This is a genomic window from Streptomyces sp. NPDC039609, from assembly GCF_055596705.1.
In genome coordinates, this window is sequence record NZ_JBVIUJ010000016.1 from 124,436 (window position 1) to 137,534 (window position 13,099).

Sequence of the window (13,099 nt, forward strand, 5' to 3'; positions counted from 1 at the left end):
GCTGGCTGAAGCGTCTTGGATGGGGTTCCGGCGACGACGGGTTGATCAAGGGCTGGGGGAGCGGGCGTCTGGGGAGTTCAGACGGCCCTGTTCTCGAACCCGCTCTTCGCGGGGCTGGCCTTGGCGTCCTTGTGCTGTCCGCGGTCGCTGCGGCTGCGGGTGGTGTCCTTGTCCTTGCCGTTCGACGGCTTGCCGGCGTGCTGCGCCCGGTTGTCGTCCCGGTCCCGCTTGCCCTTGCCGGCGTGGTCCTTGGCGGTGTCCCTCGCCTGCTCGGCCCTCAGCTTGCGGGTGCGTTCCTTCACGCAGGTGTCGTAGCCTCCGCATTCGGTACGGGCCTGGCGGTAGTGGGGGTCGGCGTTGGACTTGCGTGCCTTCCGGGTGGATTCGGCGATGTCCTTGGTGTTTTTGTCCCGGAGGGTGCGGGTGCGTTCCTTCACGCAGGTGTCGTAGCCTCCGCATTCGGTACGGGCCTGGCGGTAGTGGGGGTCGGCGTTGGACCGGTCGGCCTTCTTCTTCACCGTCTCGAGGGTCTTCTCGACCTTGATCAGCTTGGGTCCGTTCTCCCTCAGCTCACCGGGGGTGAACTCCTTCCCGCTGAAGGGCCGCGCGAGCTGTTGGAACGGGCCCTGCGCCTTGTACTCCCGGTGCTCGGCGATCAGGCGAGCCCGCATCGCGGGATCGCTCAGCGCCTTGTCCAGCACCTTCTCGTTCTTACCGCTCAAGTGCTCGGCGGTCGCCTGTCCGACCAGATCGCCGACGGCCTCCGCTGCCACAGAGCCGCGGACACCGCGCACTCCCCCCGGAGTTCGCACGCTTGATACGACGGCCTGCTGCGGCTTCACCGCGGTGATCGTCGGCGTTTTCGTCCGAGTCTTCACGTTGGCGGTCGGCGGGGTCTTCGTCGTGTTGCTGATCAGCGTCTTCGGCGGGGTCTTCGAGTTGGTGCTTCCCGGCCCCTGCGACGGGGTCTTCGGCTTGGGCTCTACAGGGCGTGTCCCGCCCGTGTCGTCAGGGCCGTCCCCAAGCTCCGCGCGCTGAGCCTGGGCCTTCGCGAGCCGCTCGCGCGTGGCATCCATGCTCTCCTGGACTTTCCTGCGCTCGCGCGGCCCCTGGACCGTCCGCATCTTCCGCTCCGCCTTGCCGAGCTTCTTCTCCAGCTTCCGGATCCTGTCGTCCAGCTTCTTCATCTCGGCCTTGGTGTCGGGATGCGCTGTCGCCTTGGACTCACGGAGATTGGCGGCGGCCTCCTTGTTCCAATTCCGCGCCTTCTCCGTCGCCCTGTCCGCCTTCTCCTTCGCCTTAGGAGTACGGGCGTGTTCGGCCTGCTTCTTCGCCTCGTGGACCGCGTCCGCGGATTTCTTCACCTGTTCCCTGGCCCCTTTAGGCGTCTTCATCATGCGCTTCCTGACCTCGTTGTAGTCCTGGACGAGCCCAGTGACCAGGCTGCCGACACCGGGCTCTTTGCCCTTGTTCAAAATCTTGATGACGCGTTCGCCGGCGACCTGACCGACCGTCTTCCAGAAGAAGCGCTTGTCGTGAGTGTCGTGCGCGTCCTTGTTCAGAGCCTCGTGGATCTTCCAGTACGCCCAGTCCCAGGGGTTCGGCTTCTTGCCGTCAGAAGGGTCGCCCGCCGCAGGCGGTGGCGGGGCAGCGGCCACGGCGGCTGTGGTCGGACCGGCCAGCACGAAACTCAGCGCGGCCACGAGAGCCACGAAGACCAGGCGCCAGGCGGTGGGCCAACGGCGCTGCGCCCGGGGCAGCCACGGACGGGCAGACCGGTGCCGGTACTTGCGGGACGGAACGCTCATCGAGATCTCCTTGATCGACTTAGTGGTGACCGCCGGCCGGGGCAGGCAGAAGCCGCGACGCTGACATGGGAGTCAGGCGAAGGGTGTGGTGCGGGATGGAAGAAGCGTTGCGGGTCGCCGCGGTGTCGGGCAACGGATTCGGCGTCCGGGACGGTCCGATCCTGTCCGGCCTGGCCAGCGGCCGTGTCCGGACCGTTCATGACGGCAGGACGGCCTGGCGATGTCGTTGCCCACCAGCCTCGGACGCCCTTCAAGAACGGGCCGAAGCAGCCGGTGTGGGCGGGACACTCACCGTGCGTTGCCCCAGAGACCGGCTTGTGCCGGCGCTCAGCCAGGAGCCGTCTGCACCCTTCGGCGGCGTCCGGTGTCATGCGGAGCGGGTGAATCCGGTGCGCCGGGCGCCCGAAGATCGCCAGACTGAGCTCGTTCGCCTCATGAATGAGCAGGAGTAGTCATGGAACCAGCACCCCAGCCACAGTCGGTAACGACGTCCGCTGAGTTCATCGCGATGCTGCGACGACTGCGGCGCTGGGCCGGCCTGAGCTTGCGGGATCTGGAACGGCGTGCTGCTATCGGCGGCGAGACTCTGCCTCGTGCGACCGTCTCCGGGGTCCTCAACCGTACGGAGTTACCCCGCGAGGAGTTCGTCGCCACCTACGTCCGCGCCTGCGGCGGTGACGCGGACACCGTCGAGATCTGGCTCGCCGCACGCAGGCGCCTGGCCGTCGCCTCCGAACCCCTGCCCGCCCCGCCCACGACCACCGGACTGCCAACGGACGCGGAGACAGCACCGGAGACTTCCCACAGCAACGGCCCGCTGACCTCACCCGACGAAGAGCATGCAACCTCCCTCATCCCGAACAAGGCACAGCCTCCAATCACGGCACGCCCAGAGCGGCACAAGCGGCCCCTGCTGATCGCGGGCGCGGCCACAGCCATCGCCGCCCTCACGCTCGGCACGCTCGCGCTCTGGGTGAACGGGGATGACAACAGGGGAAGGCACTCACCGTCGGCAACCGGAGCCCGGACGACGATGTCGGCCTCGAAGTCCGGCTCCCCATCACCCTCCTCCCAGGCTCCGTCTCCCCGGCCCCCGCTTGAGCCGGGCACGTACCGCATGCACACGGCAGACGGCCGATGTGTCGTGGAGCGACGCAAAGAATCGGAGGAAGTGAAAGCGATCGGCCTTTTCCTGACGCCGTGTTCCACAAGCGACAGCGACAGGGTGACCCTCAAAAGACTGGACGATGGCACTTACAGGATCGTCTTCCCCGGCAGACAACACGAAGCTCGGCGCTGCCTGGGAGTTTACGGCGCATCGATACAAGACGGGATGGCCGTGGTAGTCGAGTACTGCGGCATGCAAGAGCTGGTTCAGGCGGAGCAGTTCCGTCTTGAGAAAGTCGACCTCCATGGAGGCGGGTTCCGCATCAGACCGGACCACCTCCGCTTCGTACCGAAAGACCAAAGGCAAGACCTCTGCCTCGGAGCACCGGAAGCCGACCACAAGGAATGGGCATTCGTCTCGCAACTGCAATGCGTCACTGACTCGCCCCGACAGGTCTTCCGCTTTCTCAAGTAGCTCGCCTCGCGGGCACCTCAGTCATGCGCCAGCCCCTTTGCCAGCCGCACGGCCGCCGCTGGTGTGCGGTCGCGGTGTAGTCGGCCGCGAGCGAGAACAGCCGCTGCCGGGTGCGCTGAGTGGCGGCCTTCGCTTGGAGCGCGATGACTTCCCGGGCGCGCACGCTCCAGGGTGTCGTGGCCGCCGCGCTGGCCGCAGTCGCGGCCGGGCTGGGACCGCCTTCGAACGCTTGCCAAGCAGCGCCGGATTCACGGCGTGGTGGTAACCCAAGCGCCCGTTCCGGCGACCTGAACCGCCGTGGCCCGCCCCACCCGTGAGCGGACGGGCCACGGCCCAAGGACCGCCATCGTGGGCGGTACACCCACCCAGTCCGAGAAGGAGCCCTGCCATGCCTCTGCTGAGCGAGATGGACCGCAACAGTGCCATCGCCCTTCTGAACCAGCTCGTCACCGTCGGCGTCGACTTCAAGCTCGATGACCAGGTGACCCGCAAGCGCCTCGCCCCCGCCGAGATCCGCGACCTCCTCGTCACCGACCTGCCCGAGGAGCCGACTGGCGTCCCCTCGGTCGTACAGGAGCTCGTGGAGACGGTCCTGCCGATGTGCAACAACGAGGCCTCCCCGAGGTTCCTCGGCTTCGGACACACCGGCGCCGACGTCGCCGCGCCGGCCGGCGGCCTGCTCGCCCTGTTCGCCCAGCAGAACCTCATCAACCAGTCCTTCGCCGCCCCCTCTGCGACGTTCACCGAGATCGCCGTCATCCGCTGGCTCCGCGACACCCCTGGTTGTCCACGGTTCCATCGACTTGCGGAGCGAGCCGTGGTGGTCGGCCAGCGCCCTGCGCCCGGCCGTACTCACCGACATGGCACGCCACAGCACCACCCCCGCTGTGGTCCCCGCACGGTGGCAGACCACGCAACGGGCACGCGACATGCTCCTGCTCATCCAGGACGCCGACGGCATCGACACCCGTACCCTCGCCCGGCGCACCCGGATGCCGATGAACTCCGTCGTCCGGCTGCTGGACTGGCTGCGCGACGAGCGATTCGTCGACACTGTCGCAGGTGCCCACCTCCCCGGACCGCTGATGGACCTGGCCACGCGGGCCGACCCGGACCACTCGCTCCTCAAGGACACACTCGCCTCCCTGCGCGACGAGCTCGGCGCGGCGGTCTACCTCAGCACCTACACCGACGGCGAGATCACAGTCCAGCAATCCGCCTTCAGCACGACCGCGCCTCCCGTCAAGGAGGTGGCACCGTTCAGCGACACCGGGCACGCAAGCGCCAACGGCAAGAGCCTCCTGGCCCAGCTCGACTTCGCCTCCCGCATGGACCACCTCACCCGCTACCCCTCGGTCCAGCTCACCGGCCGGACCATCACCAGCCGGCGCGCGCTCATCGAGGAACTCGACGGACCCGGCCCACACTCCGCTCAGTTCGACCTACTCGAATACTCGGACTCGGTGCTCTGCGTCGCCTTCTCCCTCGGCCTGCCCGGCCGGGCCTCCAGCGTCGCCCTCTCCCTGCCCGTCCACGAACACCCACGCCTCATCGACACCGCCACAATCCTCAGCCAGCGCGCCACCGGACTCCTCCTCGCCCACCTGCTCAGCGACGGCATGCAGCACCAGGGGAGCGCATGGTTGCAGACAGAACAGCCGCCCCGACGCGCCCTGCCTTAGGGGCGGTGTTCACCTGGTACCGGCCCAGACGCGCGCTGGGACCGGGCCACGTCAGCACAGGATGTGCCGCCGCGCATTCGCCAACTCCGGTGCCAGCGGACGGCGGCACATCTCGCATCGCAGCCCGCCCGCCGGCACCGGAGGCAGGGGCGCGGCCTTCGGCTGCCGCGCCGCCTGCTCTCGGGCCTCCCGGACCGCGCGGACGTGCCGGGCCTGGCTCTCCAGCCACAGACTCGCTTCCTCCCGCGCCTCCTGCTGCGACTCCCGCAACCGGCCTTGGAGATATTCCGGCAGCACCGCCCCGGCCGGGCCCAGCCCCAGCGCACCGAGCGGCATCGAGACCCGTTCAAGTTCATCGAGCGCGCACGGCGGGTGATGCAGCCCGAAAGCTGACAGGTCCGGCGCCTGCCACCACTGGTGACGACGCGCGTGCGCCCGGCCCAGCGACGTCGCCGCCTCCCGCTTCGAGACGGAGTAGAACCACACCGGCACGCCCTCGGCGAGCACGATGTGCGGGAAGTGCACCCGCGGCCGCCAGAACCACACGTCGACCACGCCCTGCCGGGCGTAGTCCCGGTGACGGGCCCGCCACCCGTCATCGGTCATCAGCATCCGCTGCGCCTCCAGCGCCACCTTCGTACCGTCCTCCAGCTGGCTTTGTCGGCGAGTTCCGAGAGCGCCTGTAGCTCAGCGGCGAGAGCACCCTGTTCCACGGGAGAGTGATGTCGCTGAGTTTTGAGAGCACCTGAGTGCTTGCTTCGGGACCACGGCTGCGCTCTGCGCGACGAGAGGCCCGGATGCTGCCGAAGTCCAAGGTCGATCTGTACGTGGCGGTCCGCCGGGATTCGCGTCAGAGCCTGCCGAACGTCCATGTCCCGTGTCATCGAACGGCTGAGCGGCGTGCCACCGAACCCTGAGCGCAGCGCTCTTTGGCGCCGCGCTACACGTGCCGGACAACCTGATAGATCGTCTGGGAGACGGGCGCCGGGTGCGGGGCTTTGTTCCAGCCGATCTCCTCGGCGCGCTTCTCGATTGCCTTGTGTGCGGCGTGAGCTGCGACTTCGTCCTCGAAGAAGGCGACAGACAGTCCGTTGCCAGTGGCAGGATCGACGAGGTGATACGCGCCATGGACACCGGGCACGGCGGCGGCAGCATCCAGCACCCAGTCCCGGTCGTCAGCCGGCATCGGTTCCCACACGGCCACCCTCGCGATCATCGCTGCCTCCGTCTCGCTGGTCTAAGCCTCCAGGATGAAGCAGCTTCGGTGACAACGCTCAGTCGCTGTCACGGGACACGCTGCACGTGATCACCGTAGGCCCACACCCGCTCCGGGTGCCCCTGCTTCTCACCGACATTCATGCGCTCTCCGGGTGATGAGTGCTGCCGGAACCCACCGACAAGTGCTCTTGCTTGTGACCTACGCAGCCATCCAGCAGCACCTCGACGTCAGTCCGCCGGTCGCGCTCCACCGTCCACTGCTCCATCGCACCCGGGAGACGCCGGGACGGGACCGCGCCCAGGCGGCCAAGGAGTGCTTGGTCGTGAAGTGCCAGACCGCCTCGGGGTTATGGCCGCCAGCCGGAGCCTTTCCGGGCGGGTGCGCGAAATGCTGGCGGACCTTGCCGCCCAGACGGCCGCGCGTCACCAGCGGTACCCGCGTGCCCGGCGGAGCCTCGAAGCCCTGGAGTCAGTAGAAACAAAGGCAAAGGAAACCCGCCACCCGATGGCTCGGCGTCACGGCCCGTGGGCCGAACCCGCGGAAACACGACACCTCCTACCGCCTCGCCCACCCCAAGGCGCAAACCGACGGCGCTGGTCGACCTGCGGGGAGAGACGGACCGTGTAGGGCTGTCGTCACCGGCGCCTTCTCGGATCTGCTCCATGTACACGAAGTCGGAGTCTTCGTGGCCGGAGGTGGCGAACGCGTCCACGGTCGGGGTGGAGGGTGGCCGCCTTCACCGTGCCACCGGTCTACGGTGTCGCAATGACAGTTCTGATCGTCGGCGGCAGCGGCTTCCTAGGGACCGAGCTGGTCCGGCAGGCAAGAACAGCAGGGCACACGACGGTCGCGACGTACGCGACCAAGCCTGGCGTCGCCTCTCCAACAGCGTGGTACCCACTCGATCTGCGGGACGCAGGAAGCGTGGACGCCATCATGGCCGAGGTGCGCCCGCAGCTCGTCCTCAACGCATCGAGCGGCCTGGCCGACTGGGCGACTACGGCGGAGGGCCCTGTCCGCCTCGCGATGGTGGCGGCAAGGTACGGAACCCGCCTGGTTCACGTGTCGAGTGACGCAGTGTTCTCCGGCGCGGGAGTCCACTGTGACGAGTCCAGCCTCCCCGACCCTGTCACCCCGTACGGCGCGGCCAAGGCAGCGGCAGAGACCGGGATCCTCGCGGTGCATCCGAAGGCTGCTGTCGCCCGTACCTCGCTGATCATCGGCCACGGGCGTTCGGTGCACGAGAAGGTCGTGCACGAACTCGCCGCCGGCACGCGCAACGGCGCGCTGTTCACCGACGACGTTCGTTGCCCGGTGCACGTCGCCGACCTGGCCGCCGCCCTCTTGGAGCTGGCTGCGGCCGACGCGGACGGCGTTCACCATCTCGCAGGCCGTGACGCCGTGAGCCGGCATGAGCTCGGCCTTCTCATTGCCGAGCGGGACGGACTCGATGCCTCCCGGCTGCCTACGGGCCTGCGGGCCGAGAGCACGCTTCCCGGCGCTCTCGACGTACGCCTCGACAGCCGGGCAACGCAGCGGATCCTGCGGACCACGCTGCGCGGTGCCCGACAGTTCTGCATCGAACCTGTGTGACCTTTGCCGCGCGCGGTGACCAATCCGGCGAAGTCCTCATGCACGGTGTCGACGGCTTCTACCGCTGCGGAACCCCCGCTTCGGCGGCCTCATCGGCGACGGCACCCAGACAGTCACAACCTCGCCCTCGGCCCCGGCGTCGCCATCGGCCGGCATGGTCGTCTCGGCAGCGGCATCACCCTCGCCGCCCCGCACCATCCCCGCCTGGAGATTCCTCAGCGCGCCCCACGTCGCCGAGACACAGATCCGCCCTCGCCGACGACTGGAGACGGTCACGTGACCGAGCGAGCCAGTCACCCTTGTGCGGTGCCTGGCAGGTCATCTGGGCGTGGGGCTCGTACCGTCGCTGTGACACCTCCGACAGGACGGACTGGTGTGGTTGCCCAGGTGGATCCGCGTTCCTTCGCACGTGCGCGGGGCCACTGTCCTGTCTGCGCCCTCCATCTAGGATCGGCCGGGTACGAAAGCCTGGAGTATTAGGGTGGCGGGCCATGACCGACCGCCTGCTTGCCGCGACCGACGGCGCCACCCTGCCCACCAACCCCGGCCCGAGCGGGTGGGCGTTTGTCCTCGCCAGCCCCGATGGCCAAGTTGCTCACACCATCTCGGCCCCCATGGGCTGGGGCACGAACAATCAGGCCGAACTGACGGCGATCCGCGAGGTCCTCAAGGCCACCGAGGGGCCGATCACCATCCGCTCCGACTCCGAGTACGCGATCAACTGTCTCACCAAGTGGCTGGACGGGTGGAGGCGCCGGGGCTGGAAGAACTCGAAGAAGAAGCCGGTGATGAACCGGGAGCTGATCGACGAGACGACCAGGCTGATGGAGGGCCGGGACGTGGAGCTCACCTGGGTGCGGGCACACCAGGTGGGAGGGGATCCCCTCAATGCCGCCGCGGACGAAGCGGCGAGCGCCGCCGCCCGCGACTGTGCAGCCGAGTCCGTGGACGAGACGGTGCCCTGCCCGGATTGCGGATCCTCCGTGACCGGGGACGCCGGCCTGTATGCCTGTAGGTGCGGCCGCACCTACGAAGCAGCGCCCATGGACGAGCCACCCATTCGACCCGCCGCTGCAGCAGCGGGGCTGCCGCGGGCTCGGGTGGGCACGGCCCGAAGCAACTCCGGCACGAACCTGCCCGCGCCGCCACGGTGAAGGCAAAGTTCCCGGGCCGGTGCCGCTGCGGCCGGTCGTATGAGCCCGGCGAGACGATCTCCAAGAATCCGGACGGATGGGGCCACCTGGACTGCGTGGCCTCTACGACGGGTCGGTAGACGTCAGCTTCGTCACCGGCTCGTTGCTTCTTCAGGACTGGAATCCCACGGGGCAGGGGTCTCCGACATGACAAATTCGGCTCCGGGTTCGAGCCTGTGTGCCACATTGTGGCGATATGGTGATCAGCTCCGGCGTGGAACTGCCGTAACCAGCTGTGTAGTTCAGCGATCTTTGCGTAACGTATGACGCCAGACCAATCACTCCTGACGCGTGACGCAACACCCATGGCGGTGCTCCGTGCAGGTGAGACCAGGTGACTGCATATGTACGGGGAGGCGCAGTGAGGACTAGCGGGCAAATGGAGCGCACCTCGCTTCACATCCGAAATCTCCAGCGGGTTTCGTCCGCCATCTTTGCTGTGTCCGCCGTCCTGGCCGTAGCCGGATGCAGTGGTACCGATGACACAAATAAGAACCCCGGTGCTTCAGCCACAACACCTTCGCCTTCGCCTACCACACTGTCTACGCCATCCCCCGATCCAACGGAGCAGGCCAAGGCCGACGTTGCGTCTCTGTACGAGAAGTACTGGAGCGAGATGGAGAAGGCCTACGCCAAGGGATCTGTAGAAGGCACGGACCTCTCGCGATACGCCGCCGGGCTCGCCCTCGTGGTAGCTAAGAAGGACGTCGAAAGCCAGTTCAAAGCGGGGCAGATCGTTATCGGTGATGTGAAAGTCGGCAACGCCACCGTTACGAGCATCGACCTCAACCGGAAGGTCCCCAGCGCCTCCTTGTCGAGCTGCCTCGATGTCTCAAAGTGGGATGTGGTCGACCGGCAGACAAGGAAGAAGGTGGTCCTTCCCAAGGAGCGCCTCACCAAGTACGTCGTCGTGGCCACCGTTGAACGCTGGCCCGAAGGCTGGCGGGTCATCAAGGACGAGCCTCAGGACAAGGCGTGCTGACCATGCGGACGGTGGCGCTTGCTACGACCGCTGCTCTCGCCAGCCTCCTGCCTCTGGCGGGAGGCGCCATAGCCGACGGCAAACCCCGTCCAGGCGCAGGAAAGTGTGGCCGCTACTTCTGCGTCGGGACCGGCGTGCCAGGAAAGGACAGCAACAACGGGCACGGCGGCTCGGCCGGAGGTGCGGAGACGACTCCCAAAGGGACCCCCTCCAAGCCACCGCCCTGTACGTACGCGCTCGCCAACCCGCAGCCGGCAGCAGGCAGCGCATTCTGGGAGGGCCACGATCCTTCCGAGGGGGGAGCGGTCTACGAACGTACCTGCGGATCCCTCACAAGCTTCGTCTACGGCGGCCCCGGAGGGCCGCCCGCGGCCGTCGACCCCGCCGTCCTCGCCCAGCAGGCACTCGACAAGATGCTGCTGCGAGGCCCGGAGATCGGCATCACGCCGAAGCCGGGCGGTAAAGGCGTAGTCGGTATGCCGGTCTACCTGTGGACCGAGCGCGGACCGGAGACCTACGGCCCGAACACAGCCTCTGCCTCCGCTGGCGGGGTGACCGTGACGGCGACGGCGAGGGTCTCCAAGATCGTGTGGTCCATGGGCGACGGGAATTCGGTCACCTGCACCACTGCCGGAACCCCCTACAAGGCGGAGTACGGAAAGAAGCCGTCGCCGGACTGCGGCCACCGCTACACCACGCCCTCCTCGACCACCGAGTCCGGGAAGTTCCACGTGACCGCGACCTCCACCTGGGCAATCGACTGGCAGGCCACCAGCGGCCCGACCGGCCAAGTCACCGAGACTCGCACCAGCGCCGTGGACATCACCGTCGCTGAGGTCCAGGTCCTCAACTAATTCCTCTGCACAAGTCGAGAGGCATTCCCCGCATGGAATCCCCCGCCGCCTCGCCAGCGGTTCCGCGCCCCGCCGCCCCGGCCCGCCCCGAACTCCCGATCACCACGAGTGCGCCGGTCAAGCGGGAACGCCGGTGGTCGGTCGCCGCCCTGTGCATCGTCCTGGCCGTTCTGGCCGGGCTCGGTGCAGCCGCCGCCGTCACGTCCGCGAGCGACCGCATCAAGGTGCTGGCCATTGCCCGCGACGTCCCGGCCGGCCAGGCCCTCACGTCTGCCGACCTGATCGTGGCCGAGGTGAGCGCGGACGCCGCTCTCACCCCGGTCCCGGCCGCGCAGAAGGCCTCGATGGTCGGCAAGCGGCCTGTCGTCGACCTGCGCAAGGGCGGCCTGCTCACCACCTCCCAGCTCGCAGCCGGTACGGGCCTGGGGGACGACAAGCAGCAAGTCGGTGTGCAGGTGAAGCGCGGCCAGGCTCCGGCCGGCACGCTCGCCCCCGGGGACAAGGTCCTCGCCGTGACCACACCCGGCCAGGGAGAGCAGCCCACCGGCAAGGACGCCGAAGCGCCGCCGTCGACAATCAAGGCCGTCGTCGTGACGGTGTCCCGCCCGGACGCCTCCGGCAACGTGGTGGTCAACCTCGCCGTTGCTCCCACCGACGGACCGCTGCTGGCCACCCGTGCCTCCCAGGGCCGCATCGCTTTTGTGCGTGAACCGCGGAGCAACTGATGCCAGTTACCGCCCTTGTCTCGGCGAAGTCCTGCGGCGTTACCACCTCCGCGCTCGCCCTCACCCTCGCCTCGAAGCGCCCCTCCCTGCTCGCCGAATGCGATCCAGCAGGTGGCACCATCCGGGCCGCATTCCTCCAGGGCGAAGTGGGAGCTGGCTTCGGCCTCTACCACCTGGCGGCAGCCGAGAGGACCGGGCCTGACGCGCTCGCGCAGGCCTTCGCCTCCCACCTGTGGCCGATGGACCAGGCCGGGCACCGCAAGCTTCTGCCCGGCCTGACCGACCCCGCCCAAGCCGCTGCCCTCGGCCGGACGTGGCCAGCCCTGTCGGAGGTCATGCACGTCCTGGCCGAAGAGGCGGGCTACGACGTCTTCATCGACGCCGGCCGCCTCGCCCTCGAGTCCGGCCGCCTCCACACCACACTCACCCCGGCACCGCTCCTACACCAGGCCGACCTGGTGCTCCTGGTCGTGCGGGGGATCGAGCAATCCCTCACGCTCGCCCGTCACGTCATCGACCCGCTGCGCACCGAACTCGCCGAGCGCGGCAGCGGACCCGACGCGCTGGGTCTGCTGCTCATCGAGGACGGCCCCTACCGCGCCCATCAGGTCACCGAGGCCCTGATGGCGCCAGTCCTGGCCGCACTGCCGCACGACATCGCCACGGCCGGGTACTTCACGAGCGGCGGCCGTCCGCCCCGTGGCTACGGGCGCAGTCCGCTGCTGCGTCATGCGCGCACCGCGACCGAGCAGTTCGAAGCCGCCGCCTCCCGCCGGGCGATCCAGCAGCAGTACCCGCCCCGCACAGCGAACCCACAGCTGGCCGGTGTCCTGCAGCGGCTGAGCGAGAGAGGTGGGGCGCGTGGCTGACACCCACCAGCGCCCTGGCATCAACGGCCATCCTTCGCCGATGGGCCGAGAGGACATCGCGGGCCTGCTCGCCGGCCGGATCGGCCAGAACCGCCCACACACGCCCACCGCCCCCGCGCAACCACCAGCGGCTGCCGTTCCCGCCCCCGCAGTCCCGACGGGCGCCGCCGGGCCTGCGGCCATGCCCCGGCTGGCCGGCCTTCCCGGTGAGATCCCCGTCGGCTGGGAGGTGATCGAAGACCTGCAGGCCCAGGTTTCGAAGCAGCTCAGCGCCGAGGACCCCAACAAGCTCCTCGAGGAGGTCGACCGGCGCGCGCTGGCGAAAAGGTTGGTGCGTAACGCGGTCGCGGACTGGGCGGCCAAGTACGCCCAAGGGAACACCCCGCTCACCGCAGAGCAGGAAGCCGCGATCGGCACCGCGGTCTTCGACTCCATGTACCGCGGCGGGCGGCTGCAGTCGCTGCTGGACCAGGAGGGCGTCGAGGACGTCATGGTCGACGGCCTGCGCGCCCACGTCGAGTATCACGACCGTCCCCGCCAGACGATCGAGAAGGTCGCCGCAGCCATGAAGAGCTGATCACCTGGGTCAACA

Annotated in this window: 12 protein-coding genes; 9 read left to right on the plus strand and 3 right to left on the minus strand. The window is 68.4% G+C overall.

Annotated elements, in window-relative coordinates:
• Positions 1-77 precede the first annotated feature (77 nt).
• Entirely contained in the window at positions 78-1,808 is a 1,731-nt protein-coding gene (locus ACZ561_RS35335; protein ID WP_471003267.1) for a hypothetical protein, read from the minus strand.
• Between the two features lie 454 nt (positions 1,809-2,262).
• Here ACZ561_RS35335 and ACZ561_RS35340 point away from each other — a divergent pair, with 454 nt between their 5' ends.
• The gene (locus tag ACZ561_RS35340; RefSeq protein WP_471003270.1) at positions 2,263-3,390 is read left to right on the plus strand and encodes a helix-turn-helix domain-containing protein; all 1,128 of its coding nucleotides are present in this window, start codon (positions 2,263-2,265) and stop codon (positions 3,388-3,390) included.
• Positions 3,391-4,250: 860 nt separating this feature from the next.
• The gene (locus tag ACZ561_RS35345; protein WP_471003274.1) at positions 4,251-5,072 is read left to right on the plus strand and encodes an IclR family transcriptional regulator domain-containing protein; all 822 of its coding nucleotides are present in this window, start codon (positions 4,251-4,253) and stop codon (positions 5,070-5,072) included.
• A gap of 51 nt (positions 5,073-5,123) precedes the next feature.
• On the opposite strand, the gene ACZ561_RS35350 is transcribed toward ACZ561_RS35345, so the two are convergent.
• Positions 5,124-5,705, minus strand: coding sequence for a hypothetical protein (locus ACZ561_RS35350; protein WP_471003277.1), 582 nt, complete (start codon positions 5,703-5,705; stop codon positions 5,124-5,126).
• Positions 5,706-6,012: 307 nt separating this feature from the next.
• Positions 6,013-6,288, minus strand: coding sequence for a hypothetical protein (locus ACZ561_RS35355; RefSeq protein ID WP_471003281.1), 276 nt, complete (start codon positions 6,286-6,288; stop codon positions 6,013-6,015).
• Between the two features lie 768 nt (positions 6,289-7,056).
• On the opposite strand from ACZ561_RS35355, the gene ACZ561_RS35360 reads away from it, so the two are divergent.
• The 7 genes from ACZ561_RS35360 to ACZ561_RS35390 all read left to right on the plus strand — a co-directional run bounded on the left by ACZ561_RS35360 (position 7,057) and on the right by ACZ561_RS35390 (position 13,084).
• Entirely contained in the window at positions 7,057-7,884 is an 828-nt protein-coding gene (locus ACZ561_RS35360; RefSeq protein WP_471003284.1) for an SDR family oxidoreductase, read from the plus strand.
• Positions 7,885-8,375: 491 nt separating this feature from the next.
• Complete coding sequence (locus tag ACZ561_RS35365) at positions 8,376-9,038, plus strand: ribonuclease H family protein (protein ID WP_471003287.1); 663 nt, start codon at positions 8,376-8,378, stop codon at positions 9,036-9,038.
• A gap of 418 nt (positions 9,039-9,456) precedes the next feature.
• A complete protein-coding gene (locus ACZ561_RS35370; RefSeq protein ID WP_471003291.1) occupies positions 9,457-10,059 on the plus strand; it encodes a hypothetical protein in 603 nt (200 codons plus the stop codon).
• A gap of 134 nt (positions 10,060-10,193) precedes the next feature.
• On the plus strand, positions 10,194-10,913 hold the full coding sequence (locus tag ACZ561_RS35375; protein WP_471003294.1) for an ATP/GTP-binding protein: 720 nt from the start codon (positions 10,194-10,196) through the stop codon (positions 10,911-10,913).
• Between the two features lie 32 nt (positions 10,914-10,945).
• Positions 10,946-11,638, plus strand: coding sequence for an SAF domain-containing protein (locus ACZ561_RS35380; protein WP_471003297.1), 693 nt, complete (start codon positions 10,946-10,948; stop codon positions 11,636-11,638).
• Positions 11,638-12,507: a hypothetical protein gene (locus ACZ561_RS35385; protein ID WP_471003300.1), complete on the plus strand. Its 870-nt coding sequence runs from the start codon at positions 11,638-11,640 to the stop codon at positions 12,505-12,507. Before ACZ561_RS35380 ends, ACZ561_RS35385 begins: the two co-directional genes overlap by 1 nt.
• A complete protein-coding gene (locus ACZ561_RS35390) occupies positions 12,500-13,084 on the plus strand; it encodes a hypothetical protein (protein ID WP_471003303.1) in 585 nt (194 codons plus the stop codon). Before ACZ561_RS35385 ends, ACZ561_RS35390 begins: the two co-directional genes overlap by 8 nt.
• Positions 13,085-13,099 lie beyond the last annotated feature (15 nt).

Coding starts and splice junctions, on each gene's coding strand:
- ACZ561_RS35335 (WP_471003267.1), bottom strand. CDS start 1,808: ATGAGCGTTCCGTCCCGCAAGTACCGGCACCGGTCTGCCCGTCCGTGG.
- ACZ561_RS35340 (WP_471003270.1), top strand. CDS start 2,263: ATGGAACCAGCACCCCAGCCACAGTCGGTAACGACGTCCGCTGAGTTC.
- ACZ561_RS35345 (WP_471003274.1), top strand. CDS start 4,251: ATGGCACGCCACAGCACCACCCCCGCTGTGGTCCCCGCACGGTGGCAG.
- ACZ561_RS35355 (WP_471003281.1), bottom strand. CDS start 6,288: ATGATCGCGAGGGTGGCCGTGTGGGAACCGATGCCGGCTGACGACCGG.
- ACZ561_RS35360 (WP_471003284.1), top strand. CDS start 7,057: ATGACAGTTCTGATCGTCGGCGGCAGCGGCTTCCTAGGGACCGAGCTG.
- ACZ561_RS35365 (WP_471003287.1), top strand. CDS start 8,376: ATGACCGACCGCCTGCTTGCCGCGACCGACGGCGCCACCCTGCCCACC.
- ACZ561_RS35370 (WP_471003291.1), top strand. CDS start 9,457: ATGGAGCGCACCTCGCTTCACATCCGAAATCTCCAGCGGGTTTCGTCC.
- ACZ561_RS35380 (WP_471003297.1), top strand. CDS start 10,946: ATGGAATCCCCCGCCGCCTCGCCAGCGGTTCCGCGCCCCGCCGCCCCG.
- ACZ561_RS35385 (WP_471003300.1), top strand. CDS start 11,638: ATGCCAGTTACCGCCCTTGTCTCGGCGAAGTCCTGCGGCGTTACCACC.